The organism is Bradyrhizobium sp. (genome assembly GCF_035309285.1).
Lineage (GTDB): Bacteria > Pseudomonadota > Alphaproteobacteria > Rhizobiales > Xanthobacteraceae > Bradyrhizobium.
The window spans coordinates 15,929-40,194 of record NZ_DATGFH010000093.1; the positions used below are offsets into that span (position 1 = coordinate 15,929).

The window sequence follows — 24,266 nt, forward strand, 5'->3', positions numbered from 1 at the left end:
CGGACGATGAGCGCCAAAGAGCGCTCATCCGGGGCCGGGGATCATAGCGACGCTAAAAATTTTCGTTAATGCAGTGTTTCGTCAGCGGACTGCTTCAACCGCTCGATCTGGTCCTTCACCATCAATTTCCGGCGCTTCAATTCGGCTATTTGCAGGTCGTCCGTTGAAAGGTGGATAAGGGCTTCGTGCAGTTCGTTCTCGAGGCTCTTGTGTTTCCGTTCCAGTTCAACGAGATGTGCCTGAATCGCCATTCGAAACCTCCTTGGTTGATCAGAAACCTCAGATTCGATCCGGAATTGCAAGTGTACACTTCCGACCGAATCTGTCGATGGTTATCCGAATCAGCCCGCGTCATTTTTTGACGGTCATATGTAATGAAGCGTGAGCACGGAACCGTGATCCCCGGCGTCGGTCAAATCCTGACTTTGCCAAAACCTTTAAGGTCTTGCCTGTGGGTTTGCCCGTTGCGCGGGGCGGCGGCAGGGGCGATATTTCCCACAGGGTTTCCACAGCCTTTCGCAATCTCATCGCGTTTTTCGGCTAAGCTATATCATGACCGACGAAGATGAGCGTGCGCTGCATGCCGAGCTCGCACGGCTGCAGCAGGAACACCGCGACCTCGACGCGGCGATCGATGCACTTCAACAATCGCCGGCGCCCGATCTGCTGCGGTTGCAGCGGTTGAAGAAGCGCAAGCTACAGCTGCGCGACCGCATCGCTTTCATCGAAGACCAGATCACCCCCGACATCATCGCCTGATCGGCGGGTGCCGGCCCGCGATCCGTCAGCGGCTCTCCCTCAAAATTTCCGCACGCCCTGGCCCGGGCCCTTGACTCCGTGAGAACAAAAGAGGAACATACCGATCGTCCTCGACAGACCCGGAGTGTCGCCATGTCCGTCTCACCGACCGCGTTTGACAACAGCCATTACGAGAAGGCCTGCGATCAGGCCATCGCGATGTGCGACGGCAACCTGCGCAGCACGATCAAGGCGCTGATCATGGCCAATGAATTCCTGGAAGCCGAACTGATGGAATTGCAGGCGGCGATCTCCTCAGGCTGCGCGCCCTTGCAATCGGAGCCCACCGAGAACGCGGCCTGACGGAGCAAGACGATCCATGGCCGACATCACCTATTACGTTGCGATGCCGTTCCTGCAGGACGACACAGGCGCGCTGATCGCGGGTGCCGCAGAGGAATGCCAGAGTCCGACCACCGCGCTGCGGCGTGCCGAGACGTTGTCGCGGATCGCCGGCAATATCGGCGCGGTGGCGTTCAGCCGCAGCGGCGATCCCATGGCCGGCGAGTTTGGCGATGCCAAGCTGCTCAGAAAATTCGGCGAGGTGCCGGAGGATCTGAGCGCGCTTTAACCGGCGGCCGATTTCGTCTCATGCCGGCGCTGGGCCTTGCGCATATACATTGCGCTATCGGCCTCTTCCAGCGCGCGAGCCGCTTCGGATTGCGGTCCGAGGATCGCAACGCCGGCGGACGCGCCGGCCGTCACGTTCCGTCCGCCGAAGCTGAAGGTCAGCCGGTCAATATCGGCTTCCAGCGCGGCTGCTTTCGCGCGCGCATCGGTCTCGGTGAGATTCCAGAGCAGGATGCCGAACTCGTCGCCGCCGAGCCGCCCCACCACGTCGGAGGCACGGACTTGCCGCGTCAACACGGCAGTGATCGCCTTCAGCACCTCATCTCCGGCGGCGTGACCGAAAGCATCGTTGACCGGCTTCAGGCGATCGACATCGAGCAGAATCAGCGCCCCGCTCGCATGGTAGCGCTTGATATAGGCGATGGCGCGTGCGAGCTCGTGCTCGAAGCCGCGCCGGTTCGGAATCTCCAGCAGAAAATCGGTATCGGCGGAGGCCTGCAGCTCCTCGATCCGCTTTAGCGCGGCCGCAAGCTCGGCCCGAAGCTTGCGGATGATGGCCTTGTCGCGCTTTTCCGCCCTTGGCGATCCGGACGCCGCCCGCGTGCGGGCCGCTGCGGCCGCTGTTGCGGGTGTCCGAACTCGCTTTTTCATGGGCATGAAAGGGCTGGTGGGTGCGTTTGGAGACTTGCCGGATTTGGCCAAGACAGGATAGTGCATTCCCGCTCCCTTGCCACGCCTTGCCGACATCGGGCCCGAACCTATAATCCGGCCTATGTTTTTGGATTCCTGAGAAGAATTAACCCTATGCCCGCTCCCGTCGCCATCATCATGGGAAGCCAGTCCGACTGGGAGACCATGCGGCACGCCGCCGAGACGCTCAAACAGCTCGGCGTCGATTGCGACAGCCGCATCGTTTCCGCCCATCGCACCCCGGACCGGCTATTCAACTTTGCCAGGGGCGCCAAGGCGGCCGGTTTCAAGGTCATCATCGCCGGCGCCGGCGGGGCAGCACATCTGCCGGGCATGACCGCCGCGCTGACGGAACTGCCGGTGTTCGGCGTTCCCGTCGATTCGAAGGCCCTGTCGGGTATCGATTCGCTCTATTCCATCGTCCAGATGCCGGCGGGCGTGCCCGTCGGCACGCTCGCGATCGGCCGCGCGGGCGCCATCAACGCCGCGCTGCTGGCAGCGAGCGTGCTCGCGCTCGGCGATGCCGCGCTGGCCTCGCGGCTTGCCGCCTGGCGCAAGAAAAACACCGATGCGGTCGCCGAGCGCCCGGAGGGATCGGCGTGAGCACTTCCAATCGGGTGAAGCTGAAGCCCGGCAACACGATCGGCATTCTGGGGGGTGGCCAGCTCGGCCGGATGTTGGCGATGGCGGCCGCGCGGCTCGGCCTGCGTTGTCAGATCTTCTCGCCGGATCCGGACTCGCCCGCCTTCGACGTGGTGCTGAATGCGACCTGCGCCGAATATGCCGATGTCGAGGCGCTGGAGACGTTCGCCAACGATGTCGACGTCATCACCTATGAGTTCGAGAACGTGCCGGCCTCCGCCGCACTGGTGCTGGCGGCGCGTCGTCCGCTGCTGCCAGACCGCAAGATCCTGGAGACGACCCAGGACCGCCTCGCCGAGAAGAATTTTGTGACAAAGCTAGGCATCGGCACGGCCGCCTATGCCGACGTCTCAAGCGTTTCCTCCTTGCGCGAGGCGATCGCGCACATCAGCCTTCCCGCGGTGATCAAGACCCGCCGCTTTGGCTATGACGGCAAAGGGCAGGCTCTCGTCCGCGAGGGCGACGATCTCTCGCAGATCTGGACAGAGCTCGGCACCAAATCCGCCATCCTCGAGGCCTTCGTTCCCTTCGAGCGCGAGATTTCGGTGATCGCCGCACGCTCGGCCGACGGCGAGGTCGAGTGCTTCGATGTCACCGAAAACGAGCATCGCGACCACATCCTGAAAATCTCGCGGGCGCCGGCCGCGATCCCCGATGAGCTGGCTCAGGAAGCGCTCGGCATCGCAGCCAGGATCGCAACCGCGCTCGACTATGTCGGCGTGCTCGCGGTCGAGATGTTCGTGGTGGCCAATGGCGCCGCCCGCCCCAAGGTGCTCGTCAACGAGATCGCCCCGCGGGTGCACAATTCCGGCCATTGGACGCTCGACGGCGCCTCGATCTCGCAATTCGAGCAGCACATCAGGGCGATCGCCGGCTGGCCGCTGGGAAGGCCGGCGCGCCACGGCAACGCGATCACCATGACCAACCTGATCGGGGACGAAGTCCTCGGCTACCAGGAATGGCTCGCCGTGCCCGGAGCCAGCGTCCATCTCTACGGCAAGAGCCCGCCTCGCCCGGGCCGCAAGATGGGCCATGTAACCCAGGTCGGACATAAGGTCGGACACAAGCTCGCCCCCCCGGTCGGAACGACACCTTCAAAAGACGGTTAGCGGATCGCAAGGCCCTATTTTCGCCGCTCAAACCGTATCTTATTGCGTCCCGAGCGGTGGACATCGGACCTTTTGTCTGATACAGACGCGCGCTCAAGCTCGGGGGCAAGGTGGTCTTGCCGGCCCTGGAGCCTTTACCCGATTACATTTCGTTTGACTCAAAAGAGGATGCCGCGTGCAGGTTCTCGTCCGCGATAACAATGTTGATCAAGCCCTCAAGGCGCTGAAGAAGAAGATGCAGCGTGAGGGGATTTTCCGCGAGATGAAGCTCCGCGGCCATTACGAGAAGCCATCCGAAAAGAAGGCCCGTGAAAAGGCCGAAGCCGTGCGCCGCGCACGCAAGCTGGCTCGCAAGAAGCTGCAGCGCGAGGGCCTCCTGCCGATGAAGCCAAAGCCCGTGTTCGGCGCCGGCCCCGGTGGCGAGCGTGGTGCGGGCGGTGGCCGTGGCGGTGCAGGCGGCGGCTCGCGCGGAATGCGCTAAGCGGACAAGCTGATCGATATTTCGGGCAACGCGGGCTTTTCGCCCGCGTTATTGTTTTGCAAGGGCTGCTTTTTGCGGCGCGCCGGGCTACCAATAAGCGTGTCGTTTGCGCATGAGTATTTCGCAGACATGGCCAGTCCGGTTTCCCGCCGCGGTTCAGGCGCTTCGCATCCTTACCCGTGCGGGCCGCTTTGCGCCGCCCTGATTGCGGTCGCGCTCGCCGGTTGCTCGATCAATCTGGGATCGCTGACGTCTTCCTCCGAACCGGAGCCCGCCGAGCTCACGTCCCCGACCAACATCGCTTCGCTCTCTGAAACCATCAAGAACAACCCCAACGATCCGCAAGCCTACAATATGCGCGGCTCGGTACTGGCGCAGGCCGGCAAGACCGATGAAGCGCTCGCCGATTTCAACAAGGCTATCAGTCTCGATCCGAATTCCGGTCAAGCCTATGCCAATCGCGGGCTGATCTACCGGCAAACCAGGCATCTCGACCAGGCGATGGCCGATTATGAGCACGCGATCTCGCTTGATGCCGGCTACGCGCCCGCCTATCTCGGCCGCGGCATGGTCTATAAGGCGCGGAATCAGCCGCAGGAGGCGCTGGCAGATTTCAACAAGGCGATCACGCTCGCCCCTGACAATGCCGAGGCCTATTACAACCGCGGCCTGCTCTATCAGGCCGAGAAGCAGCACCAGGAAGCGATCGATGATTTCACCGCGGCCAATGGGCTGGTGCCGCAGCAGGCCGAGCCGTTGCTCGCACGCGCGCTGAGCTATCTCGCAACCGACCGCGCCAAGAAAGCGGCCGCCGATCTCGATGAGGCGGTGCAGGACGATCCGCAAAATGCGCAGGCCTGGCTGACGCGCGGGCTCGCCTATGAGCGGCTGGGCGACAAGACGAAGGCGGCCGGCTCCTACGGGCGGGCGATCAACCTGCGGCCGAGGGATGAAGTGGCGCGAAACGGCTTTAGCCGCGTCGGCGGCAAGCCCGGCCAGAGCTACGATACGTTCTGATCAGACCAATTCGGGTAGCAGCGTCAATCCGTGAACTGGCTTGCGCTGCTGCTGTCGTCTTGCCGGTTCGAACCCGGCAGAACCGCGTGGAACATCGACCTCGCCGCATGCAGCATGTCCTGGGCCATGTTGGTCGTACGGGTCGCAAACTTGTTGGCGCCGGCCCTGAGATCGATCGGCGGCGCCGGCGCGGGCGGCGGAATGTCCGCTGGCGGGATCGGCCGGTTCGGATCGTCATTGCTGATCGAGGCTGTCGCGGTCGGCCCTTCTACCGGCGGGGCGGCGACCGTGATCGGCGGCGGCAACGGCCGGACTGGCGCAGCGGCCATGGCCGGCGGCGGGGTCACAGAGCGGGGCACTTCCTGCAGGCGCGGCGCCTCAGGCGCGCGCGAAGCGTCCTGGGCGCGCGACTGGCTGTCCGCGTTACGCAGGCGTTCGATCGCCGCGCGCGCCAGTTCGTTGACATCGCGGTCCTCCGCAGCCGGCACCGGCGCTACGGCCGTCTGAACCGGTGCCGCGGGGGACGCAGCCGGCGTCTTCGCGATCGCCTTCTCGCGTGGAGCGGCAACCGGCGCGTGGCGGCGCGCGTCGGGAATCGAGGCCGTGTCGGTCGGCCTGGCTTCGCGCTGCTTGGCTTCCTGGGCCTTGGCTTCCTGGGCCTTGGCTTCCTGAGCCTTGCCTTCCTGAGCCTTGCCTTCCTGAGCCTTGGGTTCTTGCGCCTTGGCTTCCACCGGCTTGGGCTGGGTCGGCTTGACTTCGGCCGGCCTCTCCGCCGCCGACTTCTCCAGCATGGCGCGCTCGGAGATGCCTTTGGCCGTCACGCCCGGCTCGGGGATGTTTGCGACTTCAGCCGAGCCGTTGGCCGGTTTGACGTTCTTCTTGGCGTTGGCAGCGGTGACCGCCGCGGCAACCGGGGCGTTGGTGGCGGGTCTGGAAACGTAGTGATTCACGATGTAGGCGCCGATTACCGTCGCGGCCACCGACGGCAGGATCTCCAGTGCGAATTTCTTCAGGTAATTCAGCATTGCCGACCACTCCCCAACAGCGAGTCTTGGGGGAACTTTGAGGCACATTGAGGGATCAACTGCGGCACGCTAATGGCAAACCCGTAAATGATTGATTTAGGGCTTCAACTCGACCTCAAGAAACACGATCTCGGATGCCGTTTCATTGAGCACATCGTGCTCCACCCCGGCCTTCCGGAAGTAGGATTTACCGGCCCCGAGCTGGGCCTTGGAGCGCTCGCCATTCGGCGCCACAATGGTCATCTCGCCTGCGGTCACGGGGACGATGACATAATCCATTTCATGGGTGTGGTGGCCGGTGGCGCTGCCGGGCACGAGCCGCCATTGGGTGACGCGGACCTCGGGGGTGTCGACCTGGACCTCGGATTGGGCAGCGAGCACGGCGATCTCCAGTTACGGGACGAAGACAAGAAACACGAATATCGCAAAAACCACCATGTGAACCAGCCCAAACAGAATGTTGGTCCGCCCCGTTCCGAAGGTCAGCATGCTCAACGCGAAGGTGAGCACAAGTTCCACCGTGTTCTGCTGGTTAAGTCCAAGCTCAAGCCGTTTGTCCATGGTGAAGGCGGCAATCGCCACCGCCGGCACGGTCAAGCCAATGGTTGCCAATGACGAGCCAAGCGCGAGGTTGATGCTCTTCTGCAGGTCGTTCTTGCGCGCGGCCGACACCGCCGCGACGCTTTCGGGCAGCAGGATGAGCAGTGCCACCACCACGCCGGCAAACGCCGCCGGCGCGCCGATCGCGGCGGTCGCGGCATCGACCACGACTGAGAATTTCTTGGCGAGCAGCACAACTGCAAGCAAGGAAACGAGCAACAGGATGACGCTCAGGGCGAGCTCACGTGCCGGCATCGGCGCGCCGTCGTCGGCCAGGCCCGCAACATCGCGGACGAAATAGTCGCGATGCCGGCTGGTCTGGGTATAGAGGAAAACGCCGTAGAGCAGGATCGTGACGACGCTGACGACCTCGAGCTGCGCCTCGGAATAGATCGGACCCGGCGTGGTCAAGGTGTAGTTCGGCAAGATCAGCGTGATGGTCGCTATCGTGAACAGCACGCTGAGATAGACGTTGGCGCCCGAGACCTGGACATCCTGCTCGCGGTAGCTCAGACCGCCGATGAAGATGCAGATGCCGACGAGGCCGTTGCAGACAATCATGACCACCGCGAAAACGGTGTCGCGCGCGAGCGTCGGCACTTCCTTTTCGCCGAGCATAAGCGTTGCGATCAGCGCGACCTCGATGATGGTGACCGAAAGCGTGAGCAGCAGAGTGCCGTAAGGTTCGCCGATCCGGTGCGCAATCACCTCGGCATGATGCACGGCCGCAAACACCGTGCCGAACAGGATCACCAGGAGCATGACGGCGAACAGAACGCCGCCCGCGGAGGGCGAAAAGCTGTAGCCGGTCGCGGTCACGGCCGCAAACAGCAGAACCGCCAGCAGAGGAAATATCCACGCCGATTTCGGCATCGGGCCGCGCGCGCTCATCGATCCTCAATGCGCAAATGATCGGTGCGATCAGCCTTTCAAACCGCCGATGAATTGTCGAGCGGTTTCAATCGCACCGAAATCATCCAGATTGTCGTGGCCGCCGCCGCGAAAACGGATGAATTGCTTGGGTTCATGAGCGAGCGCAAACAGCCGCTCGCCAAAGGCGATATTGATCGCGTCATCGCGGTCACCATGCATGATCAGGAGCGGCACACTGACGCTGGCGATGCGCCGGTCGGAGCGGAATTGATCACGCATCAACAGCCTGACCGGCAGAAACGGAAACGATGACGTGGCGATGTCGACTGTCGAGGTATAGGGCGCCTCCAGGATCAATTTGCCGATCGGATGCTCGGCGGCAAGCGCGACCGCAACGCCGGTGCCGAGCGAAAAGCCCCAGGCAACAATCCGGCTCGGCTCGTAGCGCGCGGCGGCGAAGGCGTAAGCCGCCGCCGCGTCCTGCAATAGCCCCGCTTCGCTCGGCGATCCGCTCGATCCCGCATAGCCGCGATAGGACAGGGCCACGAGGCCGCTGCCGTCGGAGGTTATGGCCTTGAAGCGACCGACGACGCCGGCAAGGACATCGCCGTTGCCGGGGAAATAGAGGATCACGGGGCGGCCGGCTTTGGCCGGCACGTACCAGACGATGACCTTCTCGGCATCGGCGGTGGTCAGCACATGTTCTTCGGCTTGCGGAAGACCGGCGACGGCCGGCGCGATGCGCCCGACCGGCGGGATCGGAAACAGCAGGGCGCGCTGCCTGAAATAGAGCACGGCAAGACCGCCGAGATAGATGAGCGCGGTGACAATGATGATCCATTTCAGCGCGGTCATCACGGGCTGCCGCTAAAGCGCAATGGTTTGAGGATAAATCATCATCGCGCTTTGGCTCTTTTTGTTTTGCGCATGATCTTTTCGGAAAACCGCTCAACACTTTTCCGGATCGGGGGCGCGCCTGCGCGTCTTCAAAAGCTTCTCGACGTCGGCCTTGATGCTGTCCGGAATCTCGCGGCACGAGCAGTCGCGCGCATGCGCGACGTGCCATCTGATGCGCTGCTCCCGCGTCGCCCGCGGTGGCATACGATTTAGCCGATGCCACTCCTTGTTGAGGGCCACGGCGTGAGCCTCACATGCCCTTGACGATGTTCTCGGTCATCTTCTTGGCATCGCCGAGCAACATCATGGTGTTGTCGCGATAGAACAAGGGATTGTCGATGCCGGCATAGCCCGAGGCCAGCGAGCGCTTGATGAACATCACAGTGCCCGCCTTCCAGACCTGCAGCACCGGCATGCCGTAGATCGGTGAGGACTTGTCCTCTTCGGCGGCGGGATTGGTGACGTCGTTGGCGCCGATCACGAAGGCGACATCGGCCTGCGCGAATTCGGAATTGATATCCTCGAGCTCGAACACCTCGTCATAGGGCACGTTGGCTTCGGCGAGCAGCACGTTCATGTGGCCGGGCATGCGGCCCGCGACCGGGTGAATGGCGTATTTCACCTCGACGCCTTCCTTCTTCAGGCTGTCGGCCATTTCGCGCAGCGCGTGCTGCGCCTGCGCCACCGCCATGCCGTAGCCGGGCACGATGATGACCTTCGAGGCGTTCTTCATGATGAACGCCGCGTCGTCCGCCGAACCGAGTTTTGCGGGCTTCTGCTCGCCGACGCCGCCGCCGGCCGCCGCAGTCTCGCCGCCGAAGCCGCCGAGGATGACCGAGATGAAGGAGCGGTTCATCGCGTGGCACATGATGTAGGACAGGATCGCGCCGGAGGAGCCGACCAGCGCGCCGGTGATGATGAGCGCCGAATTGCCGAGTGTGAATCCGATGCCCGCCGCGGCCCACCCGGAATACGAGTTCAACATCGAAATCACGACCGGCATGTCCGCGCCGCCGATCGGGATGATGATGAGGACGCCGAGCAGAAGCGCCGCGATGGTGTTGAGCCAGAAATAAGCCGGGCTGCCGGTGAGCACGAGGCCGACGATGAATGCGATCAGCGCGATGCCGAGCGCGATATTGATTACGTGGCGCGCGGGCAGGATGATCGGTGCGCCGCTCATGCGCGCCGAAAGCTTCAGGAACGCGATCACCGAGCCGGTGAAGGTCAAGGCGCCGATGGCGACGCCGAGCGACATTTCGACGAGGCTCTGCTGATGGATGTTGCCGGGCGTGCCGATGTCGAAGGCTTCGGGCGCATAGAACGCACCGGCGGCGACCAGCACCGCGGCCATGCCGACCAGCGAGTGGAACGCGGCGACGAGCTCGGGCATCGACGTCATCGGCACGCGGCGGGCGATGAAGGCGCCGATGCCGCCGCCGATCGCGACCGCGAGGATCACAAGCAGCCAGGCGATCGGGTCGGCGGGAGGGTGGTTGGCAAGCGTGGTCGCTACCGCGATCGCCATGCCGATCATACCGAGCAGATTGCCCCGGCGCGAGGTCGCCGGGCTCGACAGCCCGCGCAGCGACAGGATGAACAGCACACCCGCCACGAGATAAAGAAGTGCCGACAGATTGGCGTTCATCTCAGGTCCTCATCTTTCCCCATCACCCTGAGGAGTGTTTCGCTCACTTCGCCTTCCTCTTGTACATCGCCAGCATGCGCTGGGTGACCAGGAAGCCGCCAAAGATGTTCACGCAGGCAAAGGTGAGCGCGACAAAGCCGAAGCCGCGCGCCCAGGCGCTGCCCGACGAGACCAAACCGACGCCGACCGCGAGCAATGCGCCGACCACAATCACCGACGAGATCGCGTTCGTCACGCTCATCAGCGGCGTATGCAGCGCCGGCGTCACCGACCACACCACGAAATAGCCGACAAACACCGCCAGCACGAAAATCGAAAGCCGGAACACGAAGGGATCGACGGCCTGTGCCATATGCTCCATGGCTAGTCTCCTCTTTAAGCCTTCTCTTTAGGCCTTCGGCTGGAAGTTCGGATGGATGACGGCGCCGTCCTTGGTCAACGCGGTGGCCTTCACCAGCTCATCGTCCCAATTGACCGCGAGCGTCTTGTTGGCCTTGTCGATCATCGTCTCGATGAAAGCGAACAGGTTGCGCGCGTAGAGGCCGGAAGCCGACGCGGCGACGCGGCCGGCGACATTAGTGTAGCCGACGATCCTGACGCCATCGATATCGACGACCTCGCCCGCCCTGGCGCCCTCGACATTGCCGCCGCGCTCGACGGCGAGATCGACCAGCACCGAGCCCGGCCGCATCGATTTCACCATCTCGGCCGAGATGAGGCGCGGCGCCGGACGGCCCGGGATCAACGCGGTCGTGATAACGACGTCCTGCTTCTTGATGTGCTCGGCGGTGAGCGCGGCCTGCTTGGCCTGATACTCCTTCGACATTTCCTTGGCATAGCCACCGGCGGTCTGCGCGTTCTTGAACTCCTCGTCCTCGACGGCGAGGAACTTTGCGCCCAGGCTCTCCACCTGCTCCTTGGTGGCGGGCCGTACATCGGTCGCGGTCACGATGGCGCCAAGCCGCCGCGCGGTTGCGATCGCCTGCAGGCCTGCGACGCCGACGCCCATGATGAACACTTTTGCGGCCGGCACCGTGCCGGCCGCGGTCATCATCATCGGGAAGGCGCGGCCGAAAGCCTCGGCGCCCTCGATGACGGCGCGATAACCCGCCAGGTTCGCCTGCGAGGAGAGCACATCCATTACTTGCGCGCGGGTGATGCGCGGCATCAGCTCCATCGCGAAGGCGGAGATGCCGGCGTCCGCCATCGCTTTCAGCGCGGCGTCGTTGCCGTAAGGATCCATGATCGCGATCACGAGCGCCCCGCGCTTGTATTGCGAAAGCTCGGATGCCTCCGGCCGCTTCACCTTGATGACGATGTCGGCATCCTTCAGCGCATCGGCGTTGACAGCGGCGCCGACCGCGGTGAAATCGGAATCCGGCAGGCCGGACTTGATGCCCGCTCCCGGCTCGACCGCAACCTCGGCGCCAAGCGCCTTGAATTTCTTCACCGTGTCGGGCGAAGCCGCGACCCGTGGTTCGGCGGGATCGATCTCCCTGGCAACCGCAATCTTCATGAAGCCTCCGGACGGCGCGAGGCGCGCGCAAGACGAGCATTGCGCAGGCGCGGCGCGGCGCAATGCTGATGGATCAGATCAGAGCAGGAAAATCGCCATCAGGATCAGGATGAGCGCGACCGTGCCCGTGCCGTATTTCACCAGCATGATGAAACCCTCATAGGTCGCCTCGTGGGCCGGATAGTCCATGCCGTCGGCGGTCGTGAAGGCTACTTCGCTATGATCTGCCATTGCTGTCCCCAGTCGGAAATCGAACGTTGCGCCGAATTACCGCAAAGAGACCTGCAGGGCAACGGCGCGCGAACAGGATGTCGTTCTCTTATCGGCTCATTTCGCAGGCCAATTGTCCCTGATCCAGCGGGTGAGGCTTTCCTCGCTGACTTCACCAGCGGCGAGCGCAAGGATGATTGTCGTCGCCTGCGCGGGATCGGGGGAGAACGGGACGCCATTCTTGTGCAGGAACGTCATCATCGCCATGAAGGCGATACGTTTGTTTCCATCGACAAAGGCATGGCTCTTGGCCAGCCCGAACGCATAGGCGGCCGCCAGCTCTGCGAGCGGAGCCTGCTCGTAGGTCCACTTGTTGACAGGGCGCTCAAGCGCTGACCTCAGCACGCCCTCATCGCGCAAGCCGGGCGCACCGCCAAACCGGCGGAGTTGGCGGCTGTGGATGGCGATGGCTTGCTCGTAGGTAATCGAAAGTGGCTCGTTCGGCTCGGTCATTTGGCGAGCGTCGCAAGCGTATCTCGATATTTCTCCATGATCTCGTCGGCGATCTCCATCGTCCGCTCGAAATCAGGATCATAAGGAAGCGCCTGGAACCCGCCGCCAGGCAGCTCCGTGATGTGGAGCTGCTGACCACGCTTGAGGTCAAGCCGCTGCATCAATTCACGAGGGAGCAGCAGTCCGTCGGAATTGCCGATTTTCTTGATCTCGATCTTCACGGCCGTTCTCCCTTCGAGAAAGGTAAACTGAAAAGGAGCATGTTATACAATTGTATAACATGCTCTCTCGGCTCGTTCAACAAATGTTTTACGGCCGCGCCGCGCCCGGCTCAGCCCATGGCCTCCAGCTCGTCGATCATGCCGGAAATGACGGACAGCCCGCCGTCCCAGAATTTCGGGTCCTTGGCGTCCAGACCGAAGGGTTTGAGCAGCTCCGAATAATGCTTGGTGCCGCCGGCAGCCAACATCTCGAGGTAGCGCTCGGCGAACCCCTCGGAGGCGTGCTCATAGACCGCATAGAGCGAGTTCACCAGGCAGTCGCCGAAGGCATAGGCGTAGACATAGAACGGCGAATGGATGAAGTGCGGGATATACATCCAGAAATTCTCGTATCCCGGCTTGATCTCGATCGCGGGTCCCAGGCTCTCGCCCTGCACGGAAAGCCAGATGTCGCCGATCCGCTCGGCGGTCAATTCGCCGTTCTTGCGCTCGGTGTGGACGGCGCGCTCGAAGGAATAGAACGCGATTTGCCGCACCACGGTGTTGATCATGTCCTCGACCTTGCCGGCGAGTAGCGCCTGGCGCTGCTTGGCGTTCCCGGTTTGCGACAAGAGCCGCTTGAAGGTCAGCATCTCGCCGAACACGCTCGCGGTCTCGGCAAGCGTCAGCGGGGTGGGCGCCATCAGCGCGCCGTTCTTCGCCGCCAGCACCTGATGCACGCCATGGCCGAGCTCGTGGGCGAGCGTCATCACGTCGCGTGGCTTGCCCTGATAGTTCATCAGCACGTAGGGATGCGCCGACGGCGTGGTCGGATGCGAGAATGCGCCCGGCGCCTTGCCCGGCCGCACCGGCGCATCGATCCAGCGATCGGTGAAGAAGCGCTCGGCGATCTCGGCCATTTTCGGCGAGAAGCCGTGATAGGCGGTCAGCACCATACTCTGCGCCTCCGGCCAGGCGATGGTGCCGGTCGCAGCAAACGGCAGCGGCGCATTGCGGTCCCAATGCGCGAGCTTCTTCTTCCTGAACCAGCCTGCCTTCAGCCGGTAGTAGCGATGCGACAGCTTCGGATAGGCCGCGCGCACCGAAGCGACCAGCGCGTCCACCACCTCGCGCTCGACGCGGTTGTTCAAGTGGCGCGAGTCCGCAACATCGGCGAAGCCGCGCCAGCGGTCGGAGATGTCCTTGTCTTTCGCCAGCGTGTTGGTGATCAGCGCAAAGGTGCGCTCATTGGCCTTGAAGGTCTTGGCGATCGCCTCCGCCGAGGCCTTGCGCTTCTTGCCGTCGCGATCCTGCAACAGATTGAGCGCCGGCTCGATCGCGAGTTCCTTGGCCCCGACCTTGAAGCGCAGCGAGGAGATGGTCTGATCGAACAGCCGGTTGAAGGCGGAATAGCCGGTCTGGGATTTCTCGTGGAACAACTGCTCGACGCGATCCTCGAGCTGGTAGGGCTTGTCCTTGCGCAGGTCCTCGATCCACGGGCGGTAATGGGCGAGCTCCGGCGTCTGCATCGCGTGCTCGATCACGGCATCGTCGATACGGTTGAGTTCGAGCGCGAAAAACAACAGATGCGTCGAGGCCGCCGTCAGCCGCTCGGACACGTCGCCATAGAATTTCGAGATCGCGGCATCGACACTGTCGCCGGCATGCACGAGGCCCGCATAGGAACCGAGGCGGCCGGCGAGATCGTCGATCGCCTCATAGCGTCGCACCGCTTCCGCGAGCCATTGTCCGCCATCTTCGCGCGCCGCGTGCTCGGCGAGCTTGCCCTTGTAGTCGGTCTCAAACGCGACGCATTCGGCATCCATTCTGGCGAGATCGTGCGCAACTTCCGGCGCCTCGATGCCGGCGTAGAGGTCGGCCAGATTCCATTCCGGCAATTTGCCGGTCTTGACATGGGTCTTGACTGCGTTCTTGGACTTGGTTGCGGGTTTAGCGGAGTTCTTTTTGCGGAGAGCAGACGTGGAGCGCGAGGTCATCTGGATGGAAACCTGTGTTCAACCGGGGCGGACGGCAAAATTTAAATGTGCGTTAATCGGCATCGGCGAAAGTGCCCCGATTCGAGACAAATAATGTAGCGTTGCGGGGAAAGCCATGGCTGCCAGCATTTTGATCGCCGACGATGATGCCGTACAGCGTCGCTTGGTCGAGAATATGGTGCAAAAATGCGGGTATGAGGCCGTGGTTGTCGATGGCGGCGATGCCGCGGTCGCCCTGCTCACCGGCGCTGATGCGCCGGCCATCGACGCCGTCGTGCTCGATCTCGTGATGCCGGGCCTCGACGGCATGGGCGTGCTCACAAAAATTCGTGAAGCCGGGATCAACATCCCCGTGATCGTGCAGACGGCTCATGGCGGCATCGACAACGTCGTCTCCGCGATGCGCGCCGGCGCGCATGATTTCGTGGTGAAACCCGTTGGCATCGAGCGGCTTCAGGTTTCGTTGCGCAACGCGCTCAACACGTCGGCGCTGAAAGGTGAATTGCAGCGCATCCGTCACAGCCGCGAGGGACGGTTGACGTTTTCCGACATCATCACGCGCTCCGAGGCGATGGCGCCCGTGCTGCGCACCGCACAGAAGGCCGCGAGCTCTTCCATTCCAGTGCTGATCGAAGGTGAATCAGGCGTCGGCAAGGAGTTGTTCGCGCGCGCCATCCATGGCTCGGGTGAGCGCAAGTCGAAGCCGTTCGTCGCGGTCAATTGCGGGGCGATCCCCGACAATCTCGTGGAGTCGATCCTGTTCGGTCACGAGAAGGGCGCGTTCACCGGCGCCACCGAGCGCCACGCCGGCAAGTTCGTCGAAGCCCATGGCGGCACACTGTTCCTCGACGAGGTCTCGGAATTGCCGCTGACCGCGCAGGTGAAATTATTGCGCGCGCTGCAGGAAGGCGCAGTCGAGGCGGTCGGCGGCCGCAAGCCCGTGAAGGTCGATGTCCGCATCATCTCCGCAACCAATCGCAGGCTGCTCGATCGCGTCAAAGGTGGGCATTTCCGCGAAGATCTGTTCTACCGCCTGCATGTGCTGCCGTTGACAATCCCGCCCTTGCGCGCGCGGCGCGAGGACATTCCGCATCTGCTCAGGCATTTCCTGGCGCGGTTCGGCGCCGAGGAAAACCGCACCGTCACCGGCATCAGCGGCGAGGCGATGACCTATCTTTCGCAGCTCGATTGGCCCGGCAATATCCGCCAGCTCGAGAACGCCGTTTACCGCGCGATGGTGATGAGCGAGAGCGATCAACTCGGGCTTGCCGATTTTCCGTTTGCACAGGCCCAGGCGCCGGCGCTCGCTGAGATGCACTGCGAGCCGCTGATCGTCTCCCCTGCGATCCAGGCGTCGGCGCCGGCAGTGGTTTCCGGTAGCGAAATACCTATCGTTCCCTCACACGCCAATGGCGCGCTGTCGATGCTAACCCCATCCGGGGAAGTACGGCCCCTGGAAGAAATGGAGAACGAAATCATCCGTTTCGCGATCGCGCATTATCGGGGTCAGATGTCGGAGGTCGCCCGCCGCCTCAAAATTGGCCGCTCAACTCTCTACCGCAAACTCGATGACGCTACGGCCGATCATCACGCCGGCGGCGGCAGCGAACCGTGAAAGCACTGGAAGCCTCGGTGATTTCAGAAGATTTGAACCGTGGCCTGGAGGTGACAGACAAATAAGGACGTGCGTGGCAAAAGCGCACGATCGTCTTGGGAGGGGCTTGCTCAAGGTCGCGGAAGTCAGTTTGTCGTGAGAGGCTCTTTGAGGCGCTGGCTGACAAGGCGGCGCCTGTGTATCGTCTGCCAATGAATCGTGGCGTGCAGACGGAACAACGTCGGCAGGCCGGTTTTTCGCGGAAGCTGACACAACAATAACCAGGACTGTTCCAGCCGGGGCAGTGTCACCCGAGGGGTGTGATGATGCGAGACTGTTTGAATCATCGTGGTGGATTTGACCGCGTATTGACGGCCGTCGCGGCGACGTTCCTCACGGTGTCGGCAACCTCGGCAATGGCGCAGGATGCTCCCCGCGCTACGCCTGCAGAGCTCGCAATCGAAGCAGCGATCCCACGCCCCGAGCCCGCCAATGTACCGCCGCCGACCGCGGCCGACTTCAAGATGGACAACACGGCGTCGACGACGCCGGCACCTGCCGACGCTGCCAAGCCGGCCACGACGGATGCGGCCGCGGCGGATGCCGCCAAGCCGGCCGCCAACGATACCGCGAAGGCGCCCGCTGTTGATGCCGCCAAACCTGCCGCTGCTGATGCGGCCAAGCCGGCCGAAACCAAGCCTGCGGATACCGCGGCTGCGCCACCTGCACCCGCCGCGACGGACAACGCCGCGCTGGCGCCCGCGGTCCCGCTTCCGGCTACTCCCTCCGCTGAGCCCGCCGCGCCCGCGACGGCCGCAGTTGCTCCGAGCGCGCCGGAGGCGAGCCCGGCTGCTCCGGCTGCAGAGCCGACCAAGGTCAGCAGCGTCCCGCCGGCCGACCAGCCCGTCGCCGACAAGCTGAAGGACATGCTCGCCAGCAAGAGCCTGCACGACTTCGAGCGCAAGGCCGAGCGGACGGACGTCGAGAAGTTCTACACCGCGCGTGAGTTTGCGCCGCTGTGGACTCAGGGCGGCAGCCTGACCGACAACGCCAAGGGCGTGATCGCGCGCCTGAAGGACGCGGCCGTCGACGGTCTCAACGCGAGCGATTATCCAGTGCCGGATTTCGCCGCGGCCACCACGCCGGAAGCACTCGCCGAAGCCGATCTCAAGCTGACCGAGAGCACGCTGGACTATGCGCGCCAGGCCCAAAGCGGCCGCATGCACTGGTCTCAGGTATCGCCCGACATCCAGTATCCGGAACATCCGACCGATCCGGAGCAAGTGCTCTCCAATGTCACGACTGCAAAGGACGCCTCCGCCGCGCTCGAAAGCTATAACCCCCCGCAGAAGCTCTACCAGGAGCTGAAGGAGAAGCTCGCCGAGCTACGCGGAGAAGGCAAAGGCCCGGTGATCACGATCGCCCAGGGACCTGCGCTGAAATACATCCCGGCCCGGAACAAGAAGCAGCCGGCTGTCGTGATGCAGGATCCGCGCGTGCCGCAGCTTCGCGCCAAGCTCGGCGTCGAAAATGCCGACGATACGCATTACGATGCCAAGGTCGCCGAAGCGGTGCGCCGCTTCCAGGATAGCGCCGATATTCCTGTAACCGGCGTGCTCGACAACCGCACCGTTACAGCCCTCAACAGCCCGAAGCGCGACAGGCAGATCGACACCGTGATCGTGAACATGGAGCGCTGGCGCTGGCTGCCGCGCGATCTGGGTGCGCCTGCGATCGGCGACGCTTACGTCATCCTCAACATCCCCGACTTCACGCTGAAGGTGATGCAGCACGGCGCGCAGCTCTGGACCACCAAGGTCGTGACCGGAAAGCCCGGCATCCACGCCACGCCGCTTCTGACCGAGACGATGAAATACATCACGGTCAATCCGACCTGGAACGTGCCACCGTCGATCGTCTACGGCGAATATCTGCCGGCCCTGCAGCAGGATCCGACGGTGCTGCAGCGCATGGGCTTGCGGGTCGAGCAGGAGCGCGACGGCAGCATTCATATCTCGCAGCCGCCCGGTGACGGCAACGCGCTCGGCCGCATCCGCTTCAACTTCCCCAACAAGTTCCTGGTCTATCAGCACGACACGCCGGACAAGTACCTGTTCGCGAAGGACGAGCGCGCCTACAGCCACGGCTGCATGCGCGTGCAGTATCCGGATCAATACGCTTCCGTCCTGCTGAACATCACCGAGCCGAACGAGCATTGGACGCCGGAAAAGATCCGCAGCATGTACAGCTCGAACGAGGTTGATCTGAAATTCCCGACCCCGATTCCGGTCAACATCACCTACCAGACCGCGTTCGTGGACGATGCCGGCAAGCTCGAATTCCGCAAGGACCTCTATGGCCGCGACGCCACCATGATCGCGATGCTCAAGGCCCCGCACACGCGGGACCTGGAGAATGTGGTCGCGCATTCGCAGCCGAGCTATAGCAGGCCGGCCGGCTACACCCTGCCCCCGGGCGTCGGTTACGCCAGCAACGAGGGCGGTTTTTCCGGCTTTTCTTCGGGACCGTCGTTCTTCGAGCGGCTGTTCGGTGGTGGACCGCCCACCCCGCCTGCCCCGGTCGGCCGACATCCCACCCAGCGGCGGATCTTCACCCGGTAATCCACAGCCCGCTGTCCGGATATTCCGTTTTGGAATCAACGACCTCGCCGCAAAGCGAGGTCGTTTAGCGTTGACTATTGTCTATCCGGCTTCGGGCGGCTGGCACTTTTTCGCCATACTCGACGGGTTAGCTGAAACCTAACTTGGGGGCGGGATGGTCAAAGTTCATTAACCATCTCGCTTTAAGAGAGTGTTCATTCTCTCTTTCGCCTCACCCGGGGTTGGCGAAAGGTGTTTGACCGCTCCGCGATCGGGTGGGCTCATCGTGCTGATTGACCTCGCACGTCAATTCAAATTGCTGTCCACGCCCAACGCAGGGGTCAGGGCCGCGGGTTTCAGGGTCGGAACCCGCATCGGCCTCGCTTCGCTCTTGCTCCTCTTCGGCGCCGGATCTGTCCACGACGCGACCGCGGAAAACGAGACCCGCACGCTTTCCTTCCACCACACGCATTCCGGGGAAGACCTCACTATCACTTTCAAGCGCAACGGGCGTTATGACGAAGAGGCGCTGAAGCAGCTCAATCACTATCTCCGCGATTGGCGTACCCAGGAACAGACGGTGATGGACCCTCACCTCTTCGACATCATCTGGGAAGTCTATCGCGACGTCGACGGCAAGCAGCCGATCCAGATCGTCTCCGCCTACCGCTCGCCCGCCACCAACGCCATGCTCCGCCGCCGCTCCGCGCATTCGGGCGTGGCGCGCTTCAGCCAGCACATGCTCGGCCATGCGATGGACCTCTATATTCCCGGCGTGCCGCTCGAGCAGATTCGCTTTGCCGGCCTTCGTCTGCAGCGCGGCGGGGTCGGCTTCTATCCGACCTCGGGATCGCCTTTCGTTCATCTCGACACCGGTAGCATCCGTCACTGGCCCCGGATGACGCACGACCAGCTCGTCAAGGTGTTCCCGGATGGCCGCACCGTCCATATCCCCTCCGATGGCGTGCCGCTGAAAGGTTATGAGCTCGCCAAGGCTGACATCGAAAGGCGCGGCGACGAAGCCGGGCCGGCGAAGCCCTCGTTCCTGGAGGCGCTGTTCAAGGGCAGCAGCAAGGCAAGCGACGACGAGGACGATGCGGCTGGTCCCACCGCCGACGAGCAGGCCGCTCCGGTGGTCGTCGCGGCCAAGCCAGTAGTTCCCACTCCGCTGCCGCGCGCAAAGCCGCGGCTTCCGGCGGCGCTTCAGCTTGCCTCGGCAGACGCTCAGGTGGTGCAGCCGTTGAAGGCGAAGGCGGCTGCGGCCGACGAGGCTGACGCCGGGCCGGAGACGCCGGTCGACATCATCAATGCCCGCGGCTTCTGGGGCGATAGCGCGAGCGCGCCGAAGCAGGAATCGGCCGCCCAGGTGATCGCCGCGGTCGCCGCCCGCAAGGCGCTGGAAGCCGCCGATCCGCAGTCGACCGCCAGCGCGTCGGCGCCTTACCAGGCGATGGCTTACGCGCCGCCGGCCTCGTCCCCGGTCGATCGCGCCAACATCGTCGCCGTGTCCGCGCCGATCTCACGCACCACGCGCCCTTCGGCGCCGCGCAATCTGAACGTCGCCGCCGAGATCAACGCTGTCGCCGCTCCTGGTGCATCCGGGCAGAGCGATCGGATCGTTGACGCCGCGCGGATTTCTGCCGCCAGGGGCGACGAGATCTGGCTCCGCATTGTGATGCTGGCGCCGAGCGTGACCACCGGGATGTCGGTGACAGTCATGGGCGACACCGACATGACCCAGATGCGGGCCTTCTTCGTAAAGCCGCAGACCTCGATCTCGATGGGCTTCTCAGACGATCCCATGCAGGGGCTCTCCACCGACCACTTCTCGGGGTCGGCGACCACCAAGCTCAAGATCGCGCCGTTCTCGCTGCGTGCCGCGCTGCTCCAGTAAACGGTCGACGCGGTTCTTGTCGATTCGCGATCTCAATTTCCCCTGGTGAGGAAGCCTCCCGGCACTTGAGGTTAAAGTCGGCCGACCCTCGTGGTCGCGCTGACCTATGCTAGAATCCCCGAAAGATTCGCCCGGAGAATCGAGACCTTGCAAAGCAACGTCGGCGGCCGCGCCTTGCAGAGCGCGAAGCTGCAGAAGAAAATGAGGAAGCAGGCGGAGACGTTGCTGACCGCGTTCACCGCCTATCGTGAGGGCAGGCACGCGGATGTTCAGTCGCTTTGCCGGCGCGTGCTTCGGGATCTGCCCGACTTCTTTGATGCCGTGCATCTCATGGGCGTGTCCGTGCTCGAATGCGAGCGGTTCGATGAGGCGCAGCGGATCCTCGAGCGCGCGGTTGCCCTCGATCCGTTCTCGGCGGAGGCTCATTCCAATCTCGGTTTTGCGCTGTTCAATCTCAAACGCTATGATGAAGCCCGTGCCTGCTGCGAAACGGCACTCTCGCTGAAGCCGAATTTTCCGACGGCCCAGCGGAACCTGGGCAATGCGTTGTTGCGCCTCGAACGGGGCGAACCGGCGGTCGCTGCCTTCACGCGCGCGATCCAACTAAAGCCGGACGACATCGACGCTTATTGCAATCGTGGCGTCGCAGAAATGATGGTCAAGCGACACGAAGCAGCCCTCATGAGCTACGAGCGGGTGCTTTCGCTTCAGCCGCGCCACTTCGAAGCCATGGTTGGCAAAGGGCTGGCCCACCTCGAGCTCCACCACTACGCGATAGCGGAAGCGGCGTTCAATGCGGCGCTCGCAATCAGGCCGGACATGGCGGAACTGCTCGCCCACCGCGGACGGCTCAATCTGCTGCTCAGACGGAGAGCTCAGGCGGAAGCCGATTATGATGCCGCGGTCGCGCTCGAGCCTTCGCTCGAGCTGGCATGGCGGGGCAAGGCGCAAGTCAGCATGCTCACTGGCAGCGTTGCGCAGGCAATCGTCGCCTGCAAAAAGGTGCTCGAGCAGAATCCGACGTCCGAAATCGGCCTCACCTTGCTCGGCGCTTGTCTCGGAAGGCTCGGAGACACGCGCGCCGCAATCCAGCATTTCGATCGGGCGCTGGAGATCAGACCGGATTGCGATGAGGCGATTTCGAAGAAGATTTTCTATCTGGACTTTCTTCCCGATGCGGGTTTCGCCGCCCAGCAGGCGACGCGAAAATACTGGTGGGAAGCGATCGGCTGCAAGTTGGGAAGGCGGAAGCTGGCGGCTCGGCCGCTCGATCCGCAAAAGCGCATCGTCGTCGGATATGTTTCTTCCGACTTCAGGACGCATTCGGCGGCATTTGCTTTTCTGCCGGTGCTGCGATGCCACGACAAAGCGAGCTTCCAGATCAACTGCTATTCGGGCTCGCCGGCGCGAGATGCGCTGACGGACGTTTTCCAGTCACTTGCCGACGTCTGGGTCGATGCCCTCAATCTTTCCGATAATGAACTGGCCGACCGCATTCAAGCCGACGGCGTTGACATCCTTGTCGACCTCTCGGGCTATACGACGGGCAATCGCATCGGCGTGTTCGCGCGCAAGCCGGCGCCGGTTCAGGTCACCGCCTGGGGCAGCGGCACGGGGACGGGCCTGAAGACCATGGACTATTTTTTCGCAGACCCCGTGACCATTCCCCAAGACGTCCGGCATATGTTTGCCGAGCGCGTATACGATTTGCCGTCGGTGATCACGATGGAGCCCATCTCCGAGGTGCAGCCTTCCACGCTTCCGATGCTGCGCAACGGCTTCGTCACCTTCGGCGTATTCAACAGGATCGACAAGATATCCGACGAGGTGCTGGCCGTCTGGGCAAAACTGCTGCGTGCCGTGACGGGATCGAAGATCGTCGTCAAGCACCTTGCCCTCGACGAAGCGTTCTTGCGAGATGGCCTGGTCGGCCGTTTCGTGGCCCAGGGGATTCCGCAGGACAGGGTCATTTGCATGGGCTCGAGCCAGCGCCGCGAGCATCTCATGGCTTTCGATAACGTCGATATCTCGCTCGATCCGTTTCCGCAGAACGGCGGCATCAGCACCTGGGAATCGCTCTATATGGGCGTTCCGGTCGTCGCCAAGCTCGGCAACGGCGCATCATCTCGCGCTGCCGGAGCGATCTTGAAAGCCATCGGTCTCGACGACTGGGTCGCCGAGAATGACGACGATTATGTTGCGATTGCGCAGAAATATGCAGCGATGCCCTCGTATCTGGAGCAACTGCGGGCTGACCTTCCGGCTAGAATCGCGAGCTCTCCGGCCGGAAACGTCACCGTCTACACACAAAGGGTCGAGGCGGGTTATCGCCAGTTCTGGCGCGATTATTGTGCGACGGCCTCCAGCGCGGGTTTCGGGTGACAAGTAATTGAGTTCGTCATGCCCGCCTTGTGCCGGGCATCCACGTCTTCATTGCCAGCAAAAGACGTGGATGGCCGGGACAAGCCCGGCCATGACGAAAGCACATGGATACGCGGGTCAAGCCCGCGCATGACAAGCCTTACAGCATCCCCAGCGCCTGCATATAGGTTTCCAGAATGGTCTCCTGCTCCTGGCGCTCGTTGGGGTCCTGCTTGCGCAGGCGGATGATTGTCCGCAACGCCTTCACGTCGAAGCCGTTGCCCTTGCTTTCGGCATAGACGTCGCGGATGTCGTCCGAGATCGTTTTCTTCTCTTCTTCCAGCCGCTCGATGCGCTCGATGATCGACTTGAGCTGATCCTTGGCGAAACGTGTCGCCGGTTCTTCTTCCTTCACGGCGGCGGGGGTAGCCATCTCTTACTCCTGAAAGCGAACTGACAATGAGCCTGGAGCGCGCAAGCCTGCTTCCATCGCCCGCGGCTCTTCGCGGACGACCCTCAAGTTTGGGGGGACTTCCGTCAAGGCAACAGGCGGTTCATCCACAGCGGCACCCACACCTTCCCGCTGAGTCGGAGAAAGCTGTGGATCGCGGGACGGGGCGCTCCTGTAAGGCTACGGGAGTTGCGTCTAACCGGGGATCAGTGACCCGGATGCGCCTTCTTCATCGCCGCCATCTGTTCGGGCGTGGCGCCGCCCTGATATTTGGTCTTCCACGTCTCGTAGGGCATGCCGTAGACCGCCTCACGGCTTTCGTCCTTGGTGAGCGCGACGCCATGCGCGTCGGCAGCCTCCTTGAGCCAGTTGGACAGGCAGTTGCGGCAGAAGCCCGCGAGATTCATCAAGTCGATGTTCTGGACATCGGTCCGCTCGCGCAAATGCGTGACCAGGCGCCGGAAGGCGGCGGCTTCGAGTTCCGTTCTGGTTTTGTTGTCCATGATCGTTATCCCGCCGTTACACATTTCGCTATTATGTGGACCTTGTCATAGATTTTGCCATATCGCAGCATAAACAG

At 63.0% G+C, this 24,266-nt stretch carries 27 protein-coding genes; 11 read left to right on the forward strand and 16 right to left on the reverse strand.

The window, feature by feature from the left end; all coding sequences use genetic code 11:
- Positions 1–65: 65 nt before the first annotated feature.
- Positions 66–251 carry a YdcH family protein gene (locus VKR55_RS17855; RefSeq protein ID WP_324405305.1) on the reverse strand — a complete coding sequence of 62 codons (186 nt, stop codon included), beginning with the start codon at positions 249–251 and terminating at the stop codon, positions 66–68.
- A gap of 301 nt (positions 252–552) precedes the next feature.
- On the opposite strand from VKR55_RS17855, the gene VKR55_RS17860 reads away from it, so the two are divergent.
- The 3 genes from VKR55_RS17860 (at position 553) to VKR55_RS17870 (ending at position 1,369) form a co-directional block, all read left to right on the forward strand.
- Positions 553–759, forward strand: coding sequence for a YdcH family protein (locus tag VKR55_RS17860; RefSeq protein WP_324405307.1), 207 nt, complete (start codon positions 553–555; stop codon positions 757–759).
- Positions 760–891: 132 nt separating this feature from the next.
- On the forward strand, positions 892–1,101 hold the full coding sequence (locus VKR55_RS17865; protein ID WP_324405308.1) for a hypothetical protein: 210 nt from the start codon (positions 892–894) through the stop codon (positions 1,099–1,101).
- 16 nt (positions 1,102–1,117) lie between these two features.
- Positions 1,118–1,369 carry a hypothetical protein gene (locus VKR55_RS17870; RefSeq protein ID WP_324405309.1) on the forward strand — a complete coding sequence of 84 codons (252 nt, stop codon included), beginning with the start codon at positions 1,118–1,120 and terminating at the stop codon, positions 1,367–1,369.
- Here the strand turns inward: VKR55_RS17870 and VKR55_RS17875 are convergent.
- A complete protein-coding gene (locus VKR55_RS17875; RefSeq protein ID WP_414642392.1) occupies positions 1,366–2,085 on the reverse strand; it encodes a GGDEF domain-containing protein in 720 nt (239 codons plus the stop codon). The two genes, VKR55_RS17870 and VKR55_RS17875, sit on opposite strands and share 4 nt — an antisense overlap.
- Positions 2,086–2,172: 87 nt before the next feature.
- Between VKR55_RS17875 and purE the strand changes: the two genes are divergently transcribed.
- The 4 genes from purE (at position 2,173) to VKR55_RS17895 (ending at position 5,307) form a co-directional block, all read left to right on the forward strand.
- Positions 2,173–2,661, forward strand: coding sequence for a 5-(carboxyamino)imidazole ribonucleotide mutase (purE, locus tag VKR55_RS17880; protein ID WP_324405312.1), 489 nt, complete (start codon positions 2,173–2,175; stop codon positions 2,659–2,661).
- The gene (locus VKR55_RS17885; protein ID WP_324405313.1) at positions 2,658–3,809 is read left to right on the forward strand and encodes a 5-(carboxyamino)imidazole ribonucleotide synthase; all 1,152 of its coding nucleotides are present in this window, start codon (positions 2,658–2,660) and stop codon (positions 3,807–3,809) included. Before purE ends, VKR55_RS17885 begins: the two co-directional genes overlap by 4 nt.
- A gap of 175 nt (positions 3,810–3,984) precedes the next feature.
- Positions 3,985–4,290, forward strand: a complete 306-nt coding sequence (gene rpsU, locus VKR55_RS17890; protein WP_324405314.1) for a 30S ribosomal protein S21 — start codon at positions 3,985–3,987, stop codon at positions 4,288–4,290.
- Between the two features lie 129 nt (positions 4,291–4,419).
- Positions 4,420–5,307, forward strand: coding sequence for a tetratricopeptide repeat protein (locus VKR55_RS17895; protein ID WP_324405315.1), 888 nt, complete (start codon positions 4,420–4,422; stop codon positions 5,305–5,307).
- Positions 5,308–5,330: 23 nt separating this feature from the next.
- On the opposite strand, the gene VKR55_RS17900 is transcribed toward VKR55_RS17895, so the two are convergent.
- The 12 genes from VKR55_RS17900 to VKR55_RS17955 form a co-directional block, all read right to left on the reverse strand.
- Positions 5,331–6,332, reverse strand: a complete 1,002-nt coding sequence (locus tag VKR55_RS17900; protein ID WP_324405316.1) for a hypothetical protein — start codon at positions 6,330–6,332, stop codon at positions 5,331–5,333.
- Between the two features lie 96 nt (positions 6,333–6,428).
- Positions 6,429–6,713: a cupin domain-containing protein gene (locus VKR55_RS17905; RefSeq protein WP_324405318.1), complete on the reverse strand. Its 285-nt coding sequence runs from the start codon at positions 6,711–6,713 to the stop codon at positions 6,429–6,431.
- A gap of 12 nt (positions 6,714–6,725) precedes the next feature.
- Positions 6,726–7,823, reverse strand: coding sequence for a calcium:cation antiporter (locus tag VKR55_RS17910; RefSeq protein WP_324405319.1), 1,098 nt, complete (start codon positions 7,821–7,823; stop codon positions 6,726–6,728).
- Between the two features lie 30 nt (positions 7,824–7,853).
- Complete coding sequence (locus VKR55_RS17915) at positions 7,854–8,660, reverse strand: alpha/beta hydrolase (RefSeq protein ID WP_324405320.1); 807 nt, start codon at positions 8,658–8,660, stop codon at positions 7,854–7,856.
- A 93-nt stretch (positions 8,661–8,753) separates the two neighbouring features.
- Complete coding sequence (locus VKR55_RS17920; RefSeq protein ID WP_324405321.1) at positions 8,754–8,942, reverse strand: hypothetical protein; 189 nt, start codon at positions 8,940–8,942, stop codon at positions 8,754–8,756.
- 10 nt (positions 8,943–8,952) lie between these two features.
- A complete protein-coding gene (locus VKR55_RS17925; protein ID WP_324405322.1) occupies positions 8,953–10,350 on the reverse strand; it encodes an NAD(P)(+) transhydrogenase (Re/Si-specific) subunit beta in 1,398 nt (465 codons plus the stop codon).
- Positions 10,351–10,393: 43 nt separating this feature from the next.
- A complete protein-coding gene (locus VKR55_RS17930) occupies positions 10,394–10,711 on the reverse strand; it encodes a proton-translocating transhydrogenase family protein (RefSeq protein ID WP_324405323.1) in 318 nt (105 codons plus the stop codon).
- Positions 10,712–10,738: 27 nt separating this feature from the next.
- Positions 10,739–11,866 (reverse strand): Re/Si-specific NAD(P)(+) transhydrogenase subunit alpha, encoded by a 1,128-nt coding sequence (locus VKR55_RS17935; protein ID WP_324405324.1) that lies wholly within the window; start codon positions 11,864–11,866, stop codon positions 10,739–10,741.
- 78 nt (positions 11,867–11,944) lie between these two features.
- Complete coding sequence (locus VKR55_RS17940) at positions 11,945–12,097, reverse strand: aa3-type cytochrome c oxidase subunit IV (RefSeq protein WP_324405325.1); 153 nt, start codon at positions 12,095–12,097, stop codon at positions 11,945–11,947.
- Between the two features lie 96 nt (positions 12,098–12,193).
- Entirely contained in the window at positions 12,194–12,589 is a 396-nt protein-coding gene (locus VKR55_RS17945) for a type II toxin-antitoxin system death-on-curing family toxin (RefSeq protein ID WP_324405326.1), read from the reverse strand.
- Positions 12,586–12,810, reverse strand: a complete 225-nt coding sequence (locus VKR55_RS17950) for an AbrB/MazE/SpoVT family DNA-binding domain-containing protein (RefSeq protein WP_324405327.1) — start codon at positions 12,808–12,810, stop codon at positions 12,586–12,588. Before VKR55_RS17950 ends, VKR55_RS17945 begins: the two co-directional genes overlap by 4 nt.
- Before the next feature lie 110 nt (positions 12,811–12,920).
- Positions 12,921–14,786 carry a M3 family oligoendopeptidase gene (locus VKR55_RS17955; protein WP_324405328.1) on the reverse strand — a complete coding sequence of 622 codons (1,866 nt, stop codon included), beginning with the start codon at positions 14,784–14,786 and terminating at the stop codon, positions 12,921–12,923.
- 115 nt (positions 14,787–14,901) lie between these two features.
- On the opposite strand from VKR55_RS17955, the gene VKR55_RS17960 reads away from it, so the two are divergent.
- The 4 genes from VKR55_RS17960 (at position 14,902) to VKR55_RS17975 (ending at position 23,256) form a co-directional block, all read left to right on the forward strand.
- On the forward strand, positions 14,902–16,401 hold the full coding sequence (locus VKR55_RS17960) for a sigma-54-dependent transcriptional regulator (protein WP_324405329.1): 1,500 nt from the start codon (positions 14,902–14,904) through the stop codon (positions 16,399–16,401).
- 305 nt (positions 16,402–16,706) lie between these two features.
- Complete coding sequence (locus VKR55_RS17965) at positions 16,707–19,001, forward strand: L,D-transpeptidase family protein (protein WP_324405330.1); 2,295 nt, start codon at positions 16,707–16,709, stop codon at positions 18,999–19,001.
- A 265-nt stretch (positions 19,002–19,266) separates the two neighbouring features.
- Positions 19,267–20,874: a peptidoglycan L,D-endopeptidase MepK gene (locus VKR55_RS17970; protein ID WP_324405331.1), complete on the forward strand. Its 1,608-nt coding sequence runs from the start codon at positions 19,267–19,269 to the stop codon at positions 20,872–20,874.
- Between the two features lie 201 nt (positions 20,875–21,075).
- Positions 21,076–23,256, forward strand: a complete 2,181-nt coding sequence (locus tag VKR55_RS17975) for an O-linked N-acetylglucosamine transferase family protein (protein WP_324405507.1) — start codon at positions 21,076–21,078, stop codon at positions 23,254–23,256.
- Between the two features lie 139 nt (positions 23,257–23,395).
- Here VKR55_RS17975 and VKR55_RS17980 read toward each other — a convergent pair whose 3' ends face one another.
- Entirely contained in the window at positions 23,396–23,668 is a 273-nt protein-coding gene (locus VKR55_RS17980; RefSeq protein ID WP_324405332.1) for a DUF2312 domain-containing protein, read from the reverse strand.
- Positions 23,669–23,892: 224 nt separating this feature from the next.
- Positions 23,893–24,189: a DUF1244 domain-containing protein gene (locus VKR55_RS17985; protein WP_324405333.1), complete on the reverse strand. Its 297-nt coding sequence runs from the start codon at positions 24,187–24,189 to the stop codon at positions 23,893–23,895.
- Positions 24,190–24,266: the final 77 nt, after the last annotated feature.

Excerpts from the sequence above, each read along its gene's own strand:
- VKR55_RS17855 (WP_324405305.1), bottom strand. The coding sequence starts at position 251 with ATGGCGATTCAGGCACATCTCGTTGAACTGGAACGGAAACACAAGAGC.
- VKR55_RS17860 (WP_324405307.1), top strand. The coding sequence starts at position 553 with ATGACCGACGAAGATGAGCGTGCGCTGCATGCCGAGCTCGCACGGCTG.
- VKR55_RS17865 (WP_324405308.1), top strand. The coding sequence starts at position 892 with ATGTCCGTCTCACCGACCGCGTTTGACAACAGCCATTACGAGAAGGCC.
- VKR55_RS17870 (WP_324405309.1), top strand. The coding sequence starts at position 1,118 with ATGGCCGACATCACCTATTACGTTGCGATGCCGTTCCTGCAGGACGAC.
- VKR55_RS17875 (WP_414642392.1), bottom strand. The coding sequence starts at position 2,085 with ATGCACTATCCTGTCTTGGCCAAATCCGGCAAGTCTCCAAACGCACCC.
- purE (WP_324405312.1), top strand. The coding sequence starts at position 2,173 with ATGCCCGCTCCCGTCGCCATCATCATGGGAAGCCAGTCCGACTGGGAG.
- VKR55_RS17895 (WP_324405315.1), top strand. The coding sequence starts at position 4,420 with ATGGCCAGTCCGGTTTCCCGCCGCGGTTCAGGCGCTTCGCATCCTTAC.
- VKR55_RS17900 (WP_324405316.1), bottom strand. The coding sequence starts at position 6,332 with ATGCTGAATTACCTGAAGAAATTCGCACTGGAGATCCTGCCGTCGGTG.
- VKR55_RS17910 (WP_324405319.1), bottom strand. The coding sequence starts at position 7,823 with ATGAGCGCGCGCGGCCCGATGCCGAAATCGGCGTGGATATTTCCTCTG.
- VKR55_RS17915 (WP_324405320.1), bottom strand. The coding sequence starts at position 8,660 with ATGACCGCGCTGAAATGGATCATCATTGTCACCGCGCTCATCTATCTC.
- VKR55_RS17925 (WP_324405322.1), bottom strand. The coding sequence starts at position 10,350 with ATGAACGCCAATCTGTCGGCACTTCTTTATCTCGTGGCGGGTGTGCTG.
- VKR55_RS17930 (WP_324405323.1), bottom strand. The coding sequence starts at position 10,711 with ATGGAGCATATGGCACAGGCCGTCGATCCCTTCGTGTTCCGGCTTTCG.
- VKR55_RS17935 (WP_324405324.1), bottom strand. The coding sequence starts at position 11,866 with ATGAAGATTGCGGTTGCCAGGGAGATCGATCCCGCCGAACCACGGGTC.
- VKR55_RS17940 (WP_324405325.1), bottom strand. The coding sequence starts at position 12,097 with ATGGCAGATCATAGCGAAGTAGCCTTCACGACCGCCGACGGCATGGAC.
- VKR55_RS17945 (WP_324405326.1), bottom strand. The coding sequence starts at position 12,589 with ATGACCGAGCCGAACGAGCCACTTTCGATTACCTACGAGCAAGCCATC.
- VKR55_RS17955 (WP_324405328.1), bottom strand. The coding sequence starts at position 14,786 with ATGACCTCGCGCTCCACGTCTGCTCTCCGCAAAAAGAACTCCGCTAAA.
- VKR55_RS17960 (WP_324405329.1), top strand. The coding sequence starts at position 14,902 with ATGGCTGCCAGCATTTTGATCGCCGACGATGATGCCGTACAGCGTCGC.
- VKR55_RS17965 (WP_324405330.1), top strand. The coding sequence starts at position 16,707 with ATGCGAGACTGTTTGAATCATCGTGGTGGATTTGACCGCGTATTGACG.
- VKR55_RS17975 (WP_324405507.1), top strand. The coding sequence starts at position 21,076 with ATGAGGAAGCAGGCGGAGACGTTGCTGACCGCGTTCACCGCCTATCGT.
- VKR55_RS17980 (WP_324405332.1), bottom strand. The coding sequence starts at position 23,668 with ATGGCTACCCCCGCCGCCGTGAAGGAAGAAGAACCGGCGACACGTTTC.
- VKR55_RS17985 (WP_324405333.1), bottom strand. The coding sequence starts at position 24,189 with ATGGACAACAAAACCAGAACGGAACTCGAAGCCGCCGCCTTCCGGCGC.